General features: G+C 45.1%; 15 protein-coding genes. 6 read left to right on the top strand and 9 right to left on the bottom strand.

What is annotated here, in order from left to right:
- Nucleotides 1–10: 10 nt before the first annotated feature.
- The 3 genes from IRQ95_RS04355 to gloA all read right to left on the bottom strand — a co-directional run bounded on the left by IRQ95_RS04355 (nucleotide 11) and on the right by gloA (nucleotide 5,581).
- Nucleotides 11–3,637, bottom strand: coding sequence for an Ig-like domain-containing protein (locus tag IRQ95_RS04355; RefSeq protein ID WP_194435779.1), 3,627 nt, complete (start codon nucleotides 3,635–3,637; stop codon nucleotides 11–13).
- 444 nt (nucleotides 3,638–4,081) lie between these two features.
- Entirely contained in the window at nucleotides 4,082–5,182 is a 1,101-nt protein-coding gene (locus IRQ95_RS04350; protein WP_194435778.1) for an alkene reductase, read from the bottom strand.
- Nucleotides 5,183–5,194: 12 nt separating this feature from the next.
- A complete protein-coding gene (gloA, locus tag IRQ95_RS04345) occupies nucleotides 5,195–5,581 on the bottom strand; it encodes a lactoylglutathione lyase (protein ID WP_194435777.1) in 387 nt (128 codons plus the stop codon).
- Nucleotides 5,582–5,811: 230 nt separating this feature from the next.
- Between gloA and IRQ95_RS04340 the strand changes: the two genes are divergently transcribed.
- Nucleotides 5,812–6,351, top strand: coding sequence for a redoxin domain-containing protein (locus IRQ95_RS04340; protein ID WP_194435776.1), 540 nt, complete (start codon nucleotides 5,812–5,814; stop codon nucleotides 6,349–6,351).
- A 76-nt stretch (nucleotides 6,352–6,427) separates the two neighbouring features.
- Here the strand turns inward: IRQ95_RS04340 and rodA are convergent, their stop codons facing one another.
- A complete protein-coding gene (gene rodA / locus IRQ95_RS04335; RefSeq protein ID WP_194435855.1) occupies nucleotides 6,428–7,537 on the bottom strand; it encodes a rod shape-determining protein RodA in 1,110 nt (369 codons plus the stop codon).
- Between the two features lie 380 nt (nucleotides 7,538–7,917).
- Between rodA and IRQ95_RS04330 the strand changes: the two genes are divergently transcribed.
- Complete coding sequence (locus tag IRQ95_RS04330) at nucleotides 7,918–8,493, top strand: phosphohydrolase (RefSeq protein WP_194435775.1); 576 nt, start codon at nucleotides 7,918–7,920, stop codon at nucleotides 8,491–8,493.
- Nucleotides 8,494–8,629: 136 nt separating this feature from the next.
- On the opposite strand, the gene IRQ95_RS04325 is transcribed toward IRQ95_RS04330, so the two are convergent.
- From IRQ95_RS04325 to IRQ95_RS04315, 3 genes are all read right to left on the bottom strand, one after another.
- Nucleotides 8,630–9,322, bottom strand: coding sequence for an SDR family oxidoreductase (locus IRQ95_RS04325; RefSeq protein WP_194435774.1), 693 nt, complete (start codon nucleotides 9,320–9,322; stop codon nucleotides 8,630–8,632).
- 173 nt (nucleotides 9,323–9,495) lie between these two features.
- Complete coding sequence (locus IRQ95_RS04320; protein WP_194435773.1) at nucleotides 9,496–10,200, bottom strand: IclR family transcriptional regulator; 705 nt, start codon at nucleotides 10,198–10,200, stop codon at nucleotides 9,496–9,498.
- A 165-nt stretch (nucleotides 10,201–10,365) separates the two neighbouring features.
- A complete protein-coding gene (locus tag IRQ95_RS04315; protein WP_194435772.1) occupies nucleotides 10,366–11,886 on the bottom strand; it encodes a cryptochrome/deoxyribodipyrimidine photo-lyase family protein in 1,521 nt (506 codons plus the stop codon).
- Between the two features lie 150 nt (nucleotides 11,887–12,036).
- Here IRQ95_RS04315 and IRQ95_RS04310 point away from each other — a divergent pair, with 150 nt between their 5' ends.
- From IRQ95_RS04310 to IRQ95_RS04300, 3 genes are all read left to right on the top strand, one after another.
- Nucleotides 12,037–12,285: a TIGR03643 family protein gene (locus tag IRQ95_RS04310; RefSeq protein ID WP_194435771.1), complete on the top strand. Its 249-nt coding sequence runs from the start codon at nucleotides 12,037–12,039 to the stop codon at nucleotides 12,283–12,285.
- Between the two features lie 169 nt (nucleotides 12,286–12,454).
- A complete protein-coding gene (locus IRQ95_RS04305; protein ID WP_194435770.1) occupies nucleotides 12,455–13,144 on the top strand; it encodes a glutathione S-transferase in 690 nt (229 codons plus the stop codon).
- Between the two features lie 190 nt (nucleotides 13,145–13,334).
- Nucleotides 13,335–13,859 carry a GNAT family N-acetyltransferase gene (locus IRQ95_RS04300; RefSeq protein WP_348541579.1) on the top strand — a complete coding sequence of 175 codons (525 nt, stop codon included), beginning with the start codon at nucleotides 13,335–13,337 and terminating at the stop codon, nucleotides 13,857–13,859.
- Here the strand turns inward: IRQ95_RS04300 and IRQ95_RS04295 are convergent.
- Together IRQ95_RS04295 and IRQ95_RS04290 are read right to left on the bottom strand one after the other, a co-directional pair.
- Nucleotides 13,794–14,285, bottom strand: a complete 492-nt coding sequence (locus IRQ95_RS04295; RefSeq protein WP_194435768.1) for a DUF3592 domain-containing protein — start codon at nucleotides 14,283–14,285, stop codon at nucleotides 13,794–13,796. The genes IRQ95_RS04300 and IRQ95_RS04295 overlap by 66 nt on opposite strands.
- 359 nt (nucleotides 14,286–14,644) lie before the next feature.
- Nucleotides 14,645–15,541, bottom strand: a complete 897-nt coding sequence (locus IRQ95_RS04290) for a DMT family transporter (protein WP_194435767.1) — start codon at nucleotides 15,539–15,541, stop codon at nucleotides 14,645–14,647.
- 116 nt (nucleotides 15,542–15,657) lie between these two features.
- Between IRQ95_RS04290 and IRQ95_RS04285 the strand changes: the two genes are divergently transcribed.
- Nucleotides 15,658–16,140, top strand: coding sequence for a MarR family winged helix-turn-helix transcriptional regulator (locus tag IRQ95_RS04285; protein ID WP_194435766.1), 483 nt, complete (start codon nucleotides 15,658–15,660; stop codon nucleotides 16,138–16,140).
- Nucleotides 16,141–16,249 lie beyond the last annotated feature (109 nt).

Genomic DNA, 16,249 nt, shown 5'->3' with positions numbered 1-16,249 from the left:
CGTTTACCGTTTATTTTGGGTCAAGACCAAGTTTCTGTAGTACCAGCTTGAAGTTCTCACGACGCTCTTTCACGTTGTGAACATCACCAGTGGTACAGGTTAGGTCAGGACAGCCACGGTTTACGATACCTGATACGTCATCGATGAACTGAGAACCCTGCAGACCGCTATCAACGTATTTCTTAATTTCGTTGTAGTAGTTCCAATCTGCGTATTGACCACCTTCGTCGTTGTAAGCCTGTACTGACGTTACCCAGTAGAATAGACCTGCAATCCACTTGATCTCTTTGTTCTCTTCTGAGCTACAGATCAAACCTGGGTTTGAACAGAAATCCAGTTCAGCGTATAGCGGGTTCGCTGGTGGCGCTTCAACGGTTACACCGTCAATTGTCTTACCGATAGTTTCAGGATCAACATGTGAACGACCTAGGTAGTGGTTTAGCGTACCGAAGTTTTGACGACCTGTTGTCTGGATTACACCACGACCCCACCAGCCACAGCCTTCAACGCTTTCTTCACTGCTGCCATCCCAAATGAAGCTACCTGCTTTTTGACCAACGTAGATCTTACAGTTATCACGTTCCCAAACTTGCTTAGAAGTGTCAACTTGCTCTGGTACATCGTTACAGTGACCGTTGTTAGTCCAACGACCAGCTGCACCGTTCACCAGTAGGCCACGCTCTTCTAGTACTGCATCAGGTGCTGCAAATACTGGCGCTGGTGCACCGTACCACTTAGCGTGAGTGAGCGCGCTCACTTCCATCTTGTTGTCACGCGGACAAGAGTAAGCATGGTCTAAGCCAGATACTGGGTTAACACCGTAGTCAGCGTATTTCTGACCAAGCTGACCACAGCTCGCGGTCATTGGGTAATCCGCCGGCGCGCCGTACTTAGTTTCAGACCAGTTGTTCTCGTCACATGCGTTGTAACGGATAGTTTCTTGCATACTTTGCGCAAGGAAGGCTGCAATCGCGACTTTAGCGTAAGTGATGTTGGTTGCATCGTCCGCTTCGTCGTTCATTAGCCAGAACTTGTTACCAGCAACACCGATGTTGTGCATCGCATTCAAGCCGTCTAGGAAGTCGTTCCATTTGTAAACAGTTGATGGAATCCACTGTGACTGCGGTGTTTCGTATAGGAACGCTTCGTTGTCCATCGCATGTTCAGCATCGGCTAGCTGTTGGTTTAGCGCTTCGATGCGAGTTAGCGAACCTTTCTCTAGCTCTTCACCGACGTAGTAAAGTGGTACTTTAGCGGCTTGGTAAGCTTCAATTTTCGCTGTTAGTGCTTGGCTATCTTGGTCAAACGTTAGTGCAAATACGTTGCTGAACGCTGCTTTACGTAGTTGTGGTTTGCCCGCAGAATCCCCCATAAAGTAACCAGATGCTTGGTCAGTAGGGATATTTGCTAGCATCGCAGGCGTTTTCACGTAGTCAGAAACTTGCTTCACGTATTCAAGCGCGTTGTGCCACTGGTCGCTTGTTAACGCTTCAGTGTCTGCTGATTTAGTGAACACCACGAAGTCCGCTTTGTTTGCTGCGTCGGCTTTGTAAAGCTCAAGTGTCGCTAGTAGGTCTGCGCTAAATACTGACGCTTCATCCCACACTGATTGACGACCAGAGTGCGTATCGTATGCGAAGTCACCAATGCTTAGTGACCAACCGAAGCTTGCTTCAGGCGCGATAGTGCTGATGATTAGGTTATGCGCTTGCGCCCAGCCTTTTAGATCGTCAGACAGTGCATTGATAGCGTCGATATCAAGTTGGCTGCCAGTGATATCCATAGCACTTGTTAGTGCTTGCTTAACCGCTACGTTGCCAAATGATGCGCCTTTATCTAGCGTTGTAACATCCAGTACATCACTGCTTAGGATGATAGATGAAGTGCCAGCTAGCTCAGCTTGCTCAATGATGGTCACAAACGCGCGAGTCAGTTGGTCAGTATCAGCCAGTGCATCACTGTTTGCTGCTGCGATCGTTGTTGTCGCCGGTGCATTTGTTGATGGGCTAGCCACAACAAACGTATTTGGCCAACCTGCCACTTCTAGACGTACTGGGTCCATAGGGTTTGGTAGTGATAGCAGTGGCGCAGTACCTGGCTCTGTACCGTCACAGTTTAGGTGTAGTGACCATGAGTCATCGCTACCTGGAATCGATTTGGTCCAGTAGATCGCTGAGTAAGCGATGTTCTTGTGTACCATGATGTCGCCGCCAGTTGCGTGGTCACCACGAGTCCAATCTGGGTAAACGTTGAAGTCGGCACACAGACCACCTGGTGGTGTTACTGGTGGCGGCTCAACAGCTGTTTCTTCAACAGTAATGCGAATTTGAGACGTTGCTGATAGGTTTTGTGCGTCGGTCGCAATTGCTTTTAGCGTTACATTGCCCGCCTGAGTTGGCTGCCAATCACACTTGAAGCTTTGCGTAGTGTTGGCATCGAAGTTACAGATCTCTTGGTTGTTCGCTTTTACTACCACTTGAGAGAGATCTTGGTCTGCATCAGTCGCGCCTACCGAGATAGAGATTGTTTCTTCCGTTTCAAACTTTGACCCAGTTGCCGGTGCTAGGAAGCGAACTTCTGGTGCTACAAAGCTCTCTTCTTCTTCAACCACAACAGTAAGTGCATTTTGCTTAACGATTTGGTTGTCTTTATCAAGAACCACAATCTTCAGGTTTGCATTACCCACTTCACTTGGTGTCCAAGTTTGAGTGTAAACAGTTTGCTCAGGGTTAATAACGCGCTGACCTAGCTTGCGATCGTTCGCCCAGAACTCAAGTTTAGTGATAAGTTCTCCATCTACGCGAGCCTTGATCGCTGTCGCTTCACCCACAGTCAGAGTTTGACCTTGAGTTGGTGCCATGAAGGTTAGCTCGTGCACTTCAGGTACAACTGGTGGCTCAACTTCATCTGCTTTTACAGTAATGCTAACGGCTTGCTCTTGAGTTAGACCTGACTCATCTTCAACGACTGCTTTGATAGTGTGAACACCTTCGCCTACCGCTTTCCAGTTCGCTTGGAAAGGGGCTTGCGTTAGGCTTGAAACTTGTGCGCCATCAACGAAGAATTTTACGGTTTTTACTTCAGTATTGGTTACCGTTACATTTGCACGCATTGCAACGTTTTGACCTTCAGTGAACTCAGCGCCATTGACTGGAGAAGCCAGTTGGATAGAGATCTCTGGTTCACCCACTTCGACGTCATCTGCGATTAGGCGAACAGTGTCTTGAAGTAGAGCAAGATCAAGCACACCACTAACACCAAGTGTTAGTTCAATTTTGTCACCAGCTTGCAGCTGAGATTTGATCCAACTACCCGTATCAAATGATAGAGCTAGCGTGTTGTTAAATGTGTCACCTTGAGCATTGCTGCTGAATTTCATGCCTGGGTAGCTGATACCTTGCGCAGACCAAGATGGCGTTGACATTGAGATGTTTGATTTAAACACAACTTTCGCGCCGCGCAGTTCAACTGGCTTCGCACCGTCATTGGTTAGAGTGACTTTGTAAGTGTTCCACCATTGGCTTTCAGAGCCTACGATGTTGGCATCAGTGCTTACCGCAGCTTGAGCGGCTGGTAATGCCATACCGATAGCAAGCGCTAGAACGGTTGGCATTAGAGTTAGTGTGCTTTTTTTCATTGTATCTAATGTTCTTAAATAGATGATTAAAATAGATATTTGTTAATTTATTTAACAAATAATCCACTGCATGTATGGCATTAGACAGAAAGCACGAAATACGAGCAAGACAGATGATTCCTACAAAAAATGGGGAAATGGTGTAATTACCGTCGAATAATGAGATCTTGATGCAATATGTTTTATAAATGCACCTTGACAGAATGAAAATGATAAAAAATATTTTTGCTGAAAATGAAGCAAGATCAACTTGTTACGAAGAAATTTTAGCCGATTAACTAAGTTGTTGGATATGGCTAGAAGGGGAATAAATAGTCAGTTGTTGATTTTTTGTTGCTGCTTGTCAGTAGAACAAAAGGCTAACACTGGGGGGAGTGTTAGCCTCTTGAGTTATTGAGCTTAGGTAATAGAGCGTGCACTCTTTGGTTACTTAAGCCAATAGGGTTAGCTTGCTTGATATTCTGGGTAATCAAGCAGACCTTTTTCATTACCACCAAATAGCGTCGCAGGATCGTGCGCTGCCAATGGGTAGCCATTTTGAATACGGTTTGGCAGATCTGGGTTAGCGATAAATGGACGACCGAAACCGATCATATCCGCTAATCCATCTTCCAGTGCTTTCGCAGCTTTCTTTGTGTCATAGCGACCTGCATAGATGATGACACCTTGGTAAGCGTTTCGAACTGCACGTTTAAATTCCGCTGGAGTATCAGGAGCATCGTCCCAATCCACTTCAGCAATGTGCATGTAAACCACGTTAAGCTTGTTAAGTAGCGCTGCTGCTGCGGTATAGGTTTCAACTGGCGTTTTATCGACAGTGCCGTTAAGCGAAGTAAATGGAGCAAGACGAACACCAACTCGGTTCGCGCCGATCGCATCCGTCATTGCTTCTACCACTTCGCCTAAGAAGCGTAAGCGGTTTTCAATGCTGCCACCGTATTCGTCAGTGCGGTTGTTCGCTTCAGAATCAATAAATTGGTTGATTAGATAGCCGTTTGCTGCGTGTAACTCGATGCCATCAAATCCCGCTTCAATCGCATTCAGAGCAGCTTGGCGATATTCCGCCACCACTTGCTTGATGTCTTCAGTGGTCATCTCACGTGGTTCAACCACATCCACAAAACCTGGTTCATCTGTGCCGTTGTCGATAAAGACTTTTACGTTTTCTGCTTTTAACGCTGAAGACGAAATTGGCTGCATACCACCGATATTGTCAGGATGAGTCACGCGACCTACGTGCCAAAGTTGAGCGAAGATTGCGCCGCCTTTGGCATGCACAGCGTCAGTGACTAACTTCCAGCCAGCAATCTGCTCTTGGCTGTAGATGCCTGGAGTCCAAGCATAACCTTGACCCATTGCTGAGATTTGGGTGCCTTCCGCGACAATCAAACCAGCGCTTGCGCGTTGTGCATAGTAGTCAGCCATCATTTGGTTTGCGACGTTACCAGGTTGGCTGGCACGTGAGCGCGTCATTGGTGGCATAACAATACGGTTCGCGAGAGTAAGTTCACCAAGTTGAATAGTGTTAAACATTGCGTTTTGCATCGACAATACCTCTTACTTGCTGGTTTGAATAAGTTCGATTTGGTAACCATCAGGGTCTTTAACAAAAGCGATATGCGTGCTGCCGCCTTTCATTGGACCTGGTTCACGGGTGACATTGCCACCAAGGGCTTTGATTTTGTCACAAGCGGCGTAAATATCTTCACTGCCTAGCGCTAAATGACCAAATGCGTTGCCTAGCTCGTAGCTGTCGGTATCCCAGTTGTGGGTCAGTTCAATAGCGGCGCCATCTGGTTGTTCTGGATCACCAACAAACACAAGCGTGTAGCGGTATTCTGGGTTCTCAAAACGGTCCAGTACGCTCATACCGAGTACTTTGGTGTAGAACTCGATAGATTTATCTAGGTCTGCTACTCGGATCATAGTGTGAAGAAATTTCATCTTGCCCCCGTTATTTTCTTTTTGCCCAGCTTTGCAACAGCTAGCGCAGGAAATTGAATCTGGACTTAGAATAGGGCGATTAGCGAACAAATAAAAATTATCAAAAATTATTATTTTTATAATTTTCTGTTATGAGTTTGCGTAAATGATGAACATATAGGTTATTCACCCCAACTTGTATTCAACTTTGTTTGTGCTTAACTTTGCTAAGGTTCTGTAAGGAGAGATCAATGGCACATTCAGTGAAGTTGAAAGCTGGCGACGCGTTTCCAAATGTAAGCGCGACTCTGTTGGACAATACGACGGTTGTACTGGGAAAGCCGCAGGAAGGGATGAGTTGGCAAGCGGTCTTTGTATATCGTGGAAAACATTGTCCGTTGTGCACTAAATATCTTAATGAACTTGAGAGCTATAAGCAGGCTTTCGCTGATGCTAAAGTTGGTGTTATTGCGGTGAGTGCGGATTCAAAACAGCAATTAACCGAGCACCTTGATAAGCTAGACATTTCGTTCCCAATCGCGTTTGGTTTAACTCAATCACAGATGCAGTTGTTAGGTTTGTACATTTCTATTCCTCGCTCAGAGCAAGAGACAGATCATAATTTTGCCGAGCCAGGACTATTTATCGTCAACGAGCAAGGCGATTTGCATGTGGTCGATATTTCTAACAATCCGTTCGTACGACCTGAGTTAGGTGCGCTGACTCGTGGTTTGGCTTGGATTCGAGATCCAAATAATCACTATCCAATTCGTGGAACGTTAGATTACTGATGTGAGTAGCAGATATAAAAAAACCGAGAAGCAGGAACTCTGTCTCTCGGTTTTTATTTTGTTGGGTTCAAAACAGTTAGTGCGCATGCCCCATCGCAGAGAATGGGGTACCTGCTTTTCGCCTTCTTGGCGCGAGCGCCATGATGATACCGAAGCAAGCGCCTTGGGTGATCATTGCTGTACCGCCATAACTGATAAAGGGTAGCGGGCTACCCATTACAGGCAAAATACCACTCACCATGCCCATATTGATAAAGGAGTAGAGCATAAAGCTCAGAGATAGCGCACCGATCACTAGGCGAGAGTATGCTGAATCACTTTGACTTGCGAGCCATAATGTCCGTGCCGCAATAAACAAGTAAGTAGCAATTAAGGCTACACTGCCCATATAACCCCATTCTTCAGCAAAGGTAGAGAAGATAAAGTCAGTATGACTCTCTGGAATAAAACCCAGTTGCCCTTGCGTAGCCATCATATAGCCTTTACCACGAATGCCGCCGGAGCCAATTGCCACCAACGACTGAATGATTTGGTAGCCGGCACCCAATGGATCTGACTCTGGATTGAGGAACTGAGTTACGCGCATCTTCTGATACTCTTCCATAAAGAACATCCAGAGAATCGGTATCGCAGTGGCAACAATGCCGATAACCGAGCCGATGATCTTCCAGCTCATGCCCCCAAGAAAGAGTACAAACAATGAATAGATAACGGTAAAGATCGCGCCGTCCAAGTCAGGCTGAACTACAATCAATGCTGCCGGAATCGCTGTCAGAGCGAGACATGAGAGGATCTTACTAAATGAAGGCACACCGGGATCTTTTGCAATCATCCACGCGGTCATCATTGGGACCGCAACTTTAACCAACTCTGATGGTTGGAAGCGAATTGGCCCAAGTGCTAGCCAGCGTTTTGACCCGTTGGTCGCATCGCCTGCAATAACCACCGCTAATAGCAAGGTGACCGCCAAGCCAAACAGGGGGGGGGCGATATTGCGCAGAGTTTTAGCCGGTACGGCAGATAGTATCACTAACGCACCAATGGCAATCACTGCACGAGCGAGGTGACGTTGTAAAATTGGCTCACTAAAGCCACTAGCGCTCCAGACGCTAAGGCTGCCCGCGGCGATCAAAAATACGATCGCGGCAAGCAACGGAAAATCGAGTTGAGGACGAAAACGCAGCACGGACGGTATGTTCAAAATGATAAGAGGATCGAAATTTAATCCTGATTGATAAGAAAGACAACAAACAATTTGTCTAGTAAATGTCATATTTATCATTTTCTGCCCCAGTCGGCATTTCTGGCCATGAAATCAGGTAATTAGATCACCACTATATTTGATTTAAAAACGGCACAATTTTTCTATCGGGACAGACATTATTAGGAGGCGTTGTGAGGAGGGTGGTAATAAGCGGTAATAAACGCAGATTGTTTAGGAAAGCAACATTGTTTTCGTATGCTCCTTGCTGGTAGAGACTCTGCTATCTTTATTGATGACATAGATACTAAAGGTGCGCGCTTGATCGTGAGTGGATGTGTGCCAAAACAATAAGGGGCGATGCGATGTCACAGCAACTAGGACCGCATATTGAGATCAAACTTGATAGACCGCGCGTTGAGCTTTTGTTTACCAAGTTTAAAGATCTTATGGGTGATGACTACCCAGGCTATCGCAATCATGTCTATCGTACGATTACCTACGCAATGCATTTTCTAGATAATGATGAGCAATATGAGCAGTTAGTCGAGACCGCTTTTGTTTATCATGATATTGGTTTGTGGACTGACCAAGAGTTAGCTTACCTTGAACCTTCCGAGTTATTGGCGCTGTCTGATAATGCGCAACATGAGTGGGGCTTAGATCCTGATGCTTTACGCGGCGCGATTCATTGGCACCATAAAATTTCTGCTTATAAAGGTCCACATCAAAAAGTGATTGAAGCATGCCGTAAGGCGGATTGGATTGATGCAACAAAAGGGACGATACGCAAAGGAATGAGTAAAGAGAATATTGAGCAAGTCGAACGCGCATTTCCTAACTTAGGTTTTCATGACACATTGTTACGATTAACCAAAGATTATGGTGGCTCAACCTTAGTCGGTGGTGTGAAGGTTACGCTGGGTATTGTGAAATGGTAGCGTAAATTCACTTATCTATGACTTATGAGTTTTAGAAAGTGCTCGCGAGGTTTAGCGATTGCAAACAAAGCAGCCATTTTGGCTGCTTTGTCGCATTTATTGTTTGTGTGGTTCGACACATAAGTGAGAAGGCTTATTACCACTCAACTGTTGAGCCATCAAATACGCGGAAGCTGCCAGATTGTTCAAGTGTGAGGCTCTCTGCTACTTCGATGATACCCGCAACACTCTCTTGAGGCGTGTACAGAGCGTTCTCTCCACCCATGTCTGTTTGAACCCAACCTGGATGAATCGCAAGTGTCTTCACTTGTTTATCACGTAGATTTTGTGCTGCTGAGACTAAAATTTGGTTAAGCGCAACTTTGGAGGTGCGGTAGCTATACATATTGCCAGAGCTATTGTCACCTAAACTCGCGACGCGAGTTGAAATGCCGATGATGGTTTTGTATTCGCTAGCGGCAACATTATTTTGCAGCGCTTGAATCAGTAGAGCTGGCGCTACTGTGTTTATGGTTAATACTTCCAGCCATTTTGCTTGGGTCATTTCACCAAGCTTTGCACAATCTTCGCCCAAAACACCAGCATTCAGTACAAGGTGATCAATAGGTTGCCCCTGCAGTTGTTCGGGAAGTCCGTTGATATCCGATTCAACGGCAACATCCAACTTAAGTGACTTGATTTGCTGGTTTTCTGCGATTAACTGGTTGAGCTTGTCGGCTTGCTCAGGTGAACGACAAGCTGCCAATACGTGCCAACCTTTTTCGGCATATTGACGAACAAACTCCAAACCAAGACCACGGTTTGCTCCGGTGATGAGTACAGTAGACATGACAATTCCTTAGTTTCAACGATATACAGCGGCTCCGTTTGCAGATCATCATCGTGCAGGCAGAAGCCGAAGTGGATTTTAGGGGTGCTTTCTTTTGCAATGCTGAAATCTGAGGATAAAAGTGTAGAGATTCGACATTGTCGAACCTCTGGTCGGTGATTGTTGAATTTGACTTAGGCTTGTCGCTTGAGAAAGGTCTGAGCAAAATGAACCAAGCGTGGTTGTGTCAGCTCTGTCGCGGCGCCGCTCACGCCAGCCACCGCGACAAGCTCACCGGACAAATAGAGCGGAAAAGCAAGGCAGTGCAGGTTCGGCTCAGCTTGTTCTAAATCTAGGGCGAAACCGAGACGAATGACTTCTTGGAGTTCATCGTTGAGCGATTGAGGGAGTGCGTTTTGCAATCTGAATTGACGCTGCAGCGCTTTATCAAAGGCTAAAAATACTTTACCAATCGCTGACGTTGCTAAGCCTTCTCGCTTTCCCCTCGGACTGCGTATGGTGAGAGGGTTATCTTTTTCAATGGCATCGATGTATAGATACTCTTGCTGACCACTCTTAATGGCTAAGTACGCGGTATTATTGGTTAATTGCGCCATGTTCTTAAGCAACGATGAAAAGTGACGACGAATAACTTCGTCTTTTTGCTCCAAAGGCTTCGAGAGTTCGCGAAAGCGCAGCCCCAATGCGTAACCATGTTTACTGTTGGTCACATAGCCAAGTGAGCACATGGTTGCTAATAGACCGTGCACAGTGGTCTTATTAAGTTGCACTGACTCGCTTATGCTTTGCAAAGAAAGCGGAGCATCGCTTAAAGAGAGTGTTTCTAGAATGATAAAACTTCGCTCAACAGATTGGATTCTTTTTGGCTCTTTACTCAAGTTGTCTATCTAGTCTGGTTGGGATTTGATGATTCTATTTTGCTGTGCGGCTTGCGCGATGCAAGTAAAATCGTGATCAATTGCTGTGTTGCGGCAATAAATCGTGCACGATGTAAATGAGTTTTCATGCGACGTTCGCTCGCACGTGCCAAGCGAGTCGGCAATTTAAGTACGACTCGGTGCTTTAGCTGTTTTTGACTGTTTTACCACGGTGCTTGGACGTCGCTTTTTGGCTACATGACGAGCAAGAATCCGCGCACTTTCCGCTTTTACATCGTCGCGTTTATGCCAGCCCCATAGTCGTTCTCGGGCTTGTCTCGCTCCTAAATCCACATCAATAATCGGCGACAAATAGCAGCTATCACTGCTCAGTTGGTACATCGCGCTTTCCATTGGCGTCATTTTCCAAGGTTCGAACAATAGCGGTGGTGGCACTAATGCCAATTCATTGACCCATTTATGGATAAACTCCCCGTCTGGGTCTTTTTCTTGTGCTTGCTTGGTCGGATTGTAAATACGAATGGTGTTAGTTCCGGTAACGCCTGCTTGCATTTGAAATTGGGGATAATGGATACCGGGTTCAAAATCGAGAAACAGTTGGGCGAGGTGAGTGACGCCATGGCGCCAATCTATGTTTAAGTGATGCGTGAGAAAGCTCACTAACATTGCTCGCATCCGGAAGTTGATGTACCCGGTATGGATCAAACAACGCATGCAGGCATCAACGAGAGGCACGCCAGAATTCCCCGTTTTCCAGGCATCTAGATGCGTCATATTGTTGTTTGAACTTTGTGTCAGTAAGGCGTCATAGGCTTGGTTGACACAACGAAACTCCATGTCACATTCAGACTCAAATTTTTGGATAAAGTGGCAATGCCAGTGCAGTCTCGCTGATAGTGCGATCAAACTTCGTCGAAATCCGGGCTCGTTCCAATGTGAAAGCAGAGCTTGATAGGTTTGGCGTAACGACAGGTTTCCCCAAGCGAGGTACGGCGAAAGACGCGTGCATGCAGAACGTGACGCGGTTGGGCTGGATATGTTGCAATAGTATTCTTTACCACGTCGATTAAAAAAGTCGTCCAGTGTTTGCCAAGCTAATGTGCTGCCTCCTGTTTGCATCCCTTGTTCTTTGTTTAACCAAGCTATATCGGGAGTGAATTTGCATTTAAGTTGTTTGGCATTGAGGGTGGTTAGCGGTGCAAGAGTGAGATCGATTGGTGTGATTGGCTCGCGCATCACTTTGTTCCAGTTTTTATCCCAGTCGTCACGATTTTTTGCACCACGGATCACCGCGCCATATTCAAACTGATACCATTCAATGCCTTGTTCTGTAAACCAATGCAACAGGGCTTGGTCACGCATGAAGGTGACGTTGAGCCCGATCTCTTGATGAGAAAACACAGCATTGATTTGGTGTTGGGTGTGAATTGCTTGAAAGCAATGAGTGGCATCACCACCGAGTATCGTTATTTGCTGATTGCGTGCTTTAAGAGTTGTGTTGATATCTTGAAGTGATTGCCAGACGAAACGCCAGTGGCGCTCCGAATAGTGCTCGTCTTCTAAAAGCATGGGCTCGAAGATGTAGAGGAGTACAATGGGTAAGTCTTGCGCTAATGCCTTTTCGAGTGGTTTGTGGTCACTTAAGCGTAAATCTCGTTTAAACCAAACAATGTTTATCTTCTGCATATTTCCCTCCAGTCTCGTCCTTTTACGCAGGTCGTGAAATAAGTGGGCAATCCATAGCAACCTTTTCCAATCGTTAGTTAAGAATCTCAGTTTGGGTGAACTTAAGTGAATAAGGGGACGTAATACAGACTGATTTACGGAGACTGAGTAATGGTTCTATCCAAGGAAATTTTATCGCGAGTAATTGAGATGGCATGGGAGGATCGCACGCCTTTTGAAGCTATTGATCACCAGTATGGTTTGTCAGAGCATGAGGTCATCTTAGTAATGCGGCGTCATTTGAAACCAGCCAGCTTCAAACTATGGCGCGCCAGAGTCACGGGCAGAAAAACCAAGCACTTAAAATTGCGCAGTCCCGAGGTCTCACGTGCTTATTGCCCAACCCAGTATAAACGCTGAACATGCTTTACAGGGACAGACACCTCAACGCTTCTATTTTTGTGTAAGCACTTTCGTGTAAGGATAGTCACAATTAGAATTCGCTTTTTAATGGTCTTTCTTGCTGGAGGTTTAGTGCTATTGCATGATGTATCTGCGCTTTCATCACATACATAGGGAGGTGATTACGATGCGCGAACCATCACTGCCTATTCTCTATTCGTTGCACAATTGCCCTTATGCCATCAGGGCTCGTTTCGCATTAATTAAAGCGAAGCAAACCGTGCTTATTCGCTCAATCAAACTCAACAACAAACCATCGGAAATGTTAGCGGCTTCGCCAAAGGGGAGTGTGCCAGTTTTGCTTGTGCCACAAATCGATATGGAGACGAACAATGCACAATTTGACTATCAGGTATTTGATGAAAGCTTGGATATTATGCTTTGGGCATTATCTTTGAATGATCCTGGTCATCTATTGCAAAGCGACGATGCAGAATCATTACCTGCAATGCTGACAGTTATTGATGAGTTTGAGCGTAAGTTTGTCCCCGCCCTTAATGCGTTCGCTTGTGCCAAACGCTACCATGAAAATCACCAATCAGAGTTACGTCATCACTGCGAAATAGCACTCGACAAGCTGGAGTCACGACTAGTCAAACATCCCTTTTTGTTCTCCGACCAAGAGAGCCTTGTGGATATCGCGTTAGTACCATTTTTGCGCAAATATGCGCGAGTTGATAAGCAGTGGTTTCGTAATAGTCCTTATCCTCGCTTACGGACTTGGTTGAATGGTTATATTCAAAGCCCTGAATTTTCAAAAGTAATGAAAAACTATGACTTTTGGTTAGATACGCGCAAAGATGAGCACTTTGGTTAGCTTTTCAATAATGGTGTCGGTGTAATCAAAAGATACCTAAGATCTCAATATTGACTTTATCGAGTTGCTTTAGTTGTAAATAACCTTAATAAAGATGGTATTTGTATTGAAATGATGGTTTCACGTAAATTTAAATGTGTGATACCTAAAATACTACGTTTTATTGAGGTGGAGTTTGAAGGTTAGGGCAGTGTTAGAGTCTGATTGGGACTCAATACTTAGAATTCAGGCAGAGGTATATCATGATGGTGTGCTTGAAGAGTTAGAGGTGCTGAAAAGTAAAAGCATTGTGTCACCAACCAGCTGTTTTGTCTGTGAAACATTAGAAGGTGATATCGCTGGTTACCTACTGTCGCATCCTTGGGATTGCTCAACCCCGCCAAAGTTATTTGAGCCATTAACGTCAGCCAAAGGAAGAGATCAGTTTTTTATCCACGACATGGCTGTTAGCGCAAGGGTACAAGGGAAAGGCGTGGGACGATTGTTGATTAAGCAAGTTCTTACGCTAACAGAGAAGCTAGGTATGAAGAAAATCAATCTCGTTGCGGTTCAAGGGGCTGATAGTTACTGGGCAAGGTTAGGTTTTGTCGCTCTAATGAATGACAATATTCGTGCAACGTATGGCAATGACGCGGTGTTGATGCAGAGGTTAGTTTTTGCGAACAATCCAAAATACACTCAAAGTTATAACGAGCAAGATCGCGCAGATAACTAATAATTGGAGATAAGAACGGCTTTCGCAGCGTTCGATTACGGATTCTCTAGGTGCATCAGGATTGATAAATACTGTAATTGGAGATTGAGTTTGATAACTTTCAACTAATCTTTGTGCAGCCAAAAGTCGCTCACTTTTGTCGTAAACCACTGTCCATGAGTAGCGCTCGCCCAAGAATTGTTCACCATTGTAGGCGTAGCGGTACTTTACCTCTGGGCCAAAGTATATTTTAGTATGGCGATCCATATCCACATACTCACTTTTTGCTACTTGCGCTTCAACTAAGTGTGCTTTTACCTTTATCCAATCGCTTGATACGTAACATCCATACGCCATTTTTATTCCTTGGTTGGTAAACACATAGATCATAAACAAGAAACAGCCAACAACCGAAAAAACAGTCAATTTGATAAGGAATTTTTTCATTTCAAAAACAGAGCTTTGCTTGAGGACAAAAGGCGTTGAGCGAGAACATTATGATTTGAACTAATAGACTCTGCTGACCTTTTGAAGTGAATGATAGGGTTTACTTCGAGAACTATTGTGGCATGAGTTAAATCGTTGATGGGTGTTAAAGAAATTTGAGGCCAGAAACTCTGGAAGCATGTCGCAAAACGTCGTGCTTCTGGTGCAAAATACATTATTAAATCGTGGTGTTAAACGTATGAGTTCTGACGCGTAATTGGATTCCATTCAAGACGGGAAAGAATATTGGAAATTAAGAGCAGTTGTTGATGTGCTTGCGCTGATAAGTGAAAGCCGCTCAATATTAAGCGGCTTGGTAGTTAGAGTTTGATATGTGCTGGTGGGGTTTTATTTTGTCTAATTGCAAGTATGGCTTGCGGCAGTAAAGACATGATGATCATGCCGATCATTAGGCTGTATTGGAAAGGCGTAAAACTTTCACCTAGCAACACTAAGCCAGACAGTATTCCTGCAATAGGGTTGGCAATCCCACCGAAGGTAAAATCCACCACCGACATGCGCTGCAGCAGCCATACATACATCCCATAACCTAGTGCAGTATTTAGTCCCACCACCCACAACAAGCCTGCTAAATTGGTTGAAGAGAAACCTTCAATCACCGTTAGGTATTTGTCTGGTTCGATAGCAGCATGCACGCTAGAAGCAATAAACAAGATGACGCCACCTAGAATCAGTTGCCATGTTAGCACCGTCCACCAATGCATACGGTTGCCAAGCGATTTGGTGATCGAGCTACCTATCACAATGCAAAGAATGGCGGCGAACATCGCACCAAGCCCAAGCGGGTTTAAGCTGATTGAACTTGGATCAAACAGCATCCATGCAAGTGCAATTAAAGCAGCTCCACATAGTGATTGAATGATCCCTGGGCGCTGTTTGTTGATCAGCCAGTTGTACAGCATGGCAAAGACAGGCACTGAGATCATCCCCACCCCTGAAATTGCAGAAGGTAAGGTCAATGCCATAACAAAAATCAGACCAAAGAAGGTGGCGATGTTAATTAGCCCCAGACCAAATAGAGTCTTCCAGTCATCCTTTTTAGGCAAGCTTGGTCTAAATGCCAACAACAGTAATCCCGCCGGCAATGCGCGAATCGCACCCAGTAATAATGGGGGCCAATCAGCAAGAGTAAACTGCGTCACTGCATAAGTGGTTCCCCAAAAGAACGCCGGAATCATGGCAAGTAGTATATTCATTGAATTTATCTTTACGTTAAGATACTTTTGTGTCAAAGGTACGCCTAAAATCTATGTTTGTAAAGTATCTTTATGTTAAGATATTTAATCAGCATTAGTACTGGAGAATAATATTCATGGACGCTATCGATAGAGTGGTAGAACAATGGGCAAGGGAAAAGCCGGATCTAGAAACTGAGCCAATGGCGATCATGGGTCGTTTGATGCGCATTGCTAAATATATGGAAACGGAAGTCGCTCGTCTGCATAAGAGTTACGATCTGAAGCTAGGTGAGTTTGACGTGCTGGCGTCTTTACGTCGAAGCGGCAAACCATATCGCTTAACCCCTTCAGAGTTAATTGATTCGATGATGCTCACCTCGGGCGCAATGACTAATCGCTTAGATAAATTGGAATCGAAAGGGTTAATTTGCCGTGAGCACAGCAAAGAAGATCGTCGCAGTGTCACCGTTGAACTGACAGAACAAGGCTTTACTTTGATTGATCAAATCATTGAAGAGCATGCCGCAGTACAAATTAAGCTAGTTAAAGGCATGAGTGCAAGTCAGAAGAAGCAAATGAATATGCTCCTAAAAGGCTGGTTAACTCAGTTCGAGTGATCCTCTTTAGTTCTAAGGATTGGCGTGCATCAATATTCACTTGAAATTTCCAACTTTATATAGCGGATTCCGGTATTGCTGAACCTTTGTATCGATAAAAAAAGGCCGC

The sequence above is a fragment of the Vibrio fluminensis genome (assembly GCF_015278125.1).
Classification (GTDB): domain Bacteria; phylum Pseudomonadota; class Gammaproteobacteria; order Enterobacterales; family Vibrionaceae; genus Vibrio; species Vibrio fluminensis.
Note: the sequence above shows the minus strand (reverse complement) of the source record. Positions and strands in the feature narration are given on the sequence as shown.

What these genes read in the sequence shown, in the direction of transcription:
- IRQ95_RS04350 (WP_194435778.1), bottom strand. Translation starts at nt 5,182, where the DNA reads ATGCAAAACGCAATGTTTAACACTATTCAACTTGGTGAACTTACTCTC.
- IRQ95_RS04310 (WP_194435771.1), top strand. Translation starts at nt 12,037, where the DNA reads ATGGTTCTATCCAAGGAAATTTTATCGCGAGTAATTGAGATGGCATGG.
- IRQ95_RS04355 (WP_194435779.1), bottom strand. Translation starts at nt 3,637, where the DNA reads ATGAAAAAAAGCACACTAACTCTAATGCCAACCGTTCTAGCGCTTGCT.
- IRQ95_RS04305 (WP_194435770.1), top strand. Translation starts at nt 12,455, where the DNA reads ATGCGCGAACCATCACTGCCTATTCTCTATTCGTTGCACAATTGCCCT.
- gloA (WP_194435777.1), bottom strand. Translation starts at nt 5,581, where the DNA reads ATGAAATTTCTTCACACTATGATCCGAGTAGCAGACCTAGATAAATCT.
- IRQ95_RS04340 (WP_194435776.1), top strand. Translation starts at nt 5,812, where the DNA reads ATGGCACATTCAGTGAAGTTGAAAGCTGGCGACGCGTTTCCAAATGTA.
- IRQ95_RS04285 (WP_194435766.1), top strand. Translation starts at nt 15,658, where the DNA reads ATGGACGCTATCGATAGAGTGGTAGAACAATGGGCAAGGGAAAAGCCG.
- IRQ95_RS04315 (WP_194435772.1), bottom strand. Translation starts at nt 11,886, where the DNA reads ATGCAGAAGATAAACATTGTTTGGTTTAAACGAGATTTACGCTTAAGT.
- IRQ95_RS04330 (WP_194435775.1), top strand. Translation starts at nt 7,918, where the DNA reads ATGTCACAGCAACTAGGACCGCATATTGAGATCAAACTTGATAGACCG.
- IRQ95_RS04295 (WP_194435768.1), bottom strand. Translation starts at nt 14,285, where the DNA reads ATGAAAAAATTCCTTATCAAATTGACTGTTTTTTCGGTTGTTGGCTGT.
- IRQ95_RS04290 (WP_194435767.1), bottom strand. Translation starts at nt 15,541, where the DNA reads ATGAATATACTACTTGCCATGATTCCGGCGTTCTTTTGGGGAACCACT.
- IRQ95_RS04325 (WP_194435774.1), bottom strand. Translation starts at nt 9,322, where the DNA reads ATGTCTACTGTACTCATCACCGGAGCAAACCGTGGTCTTGGTTTGGAG.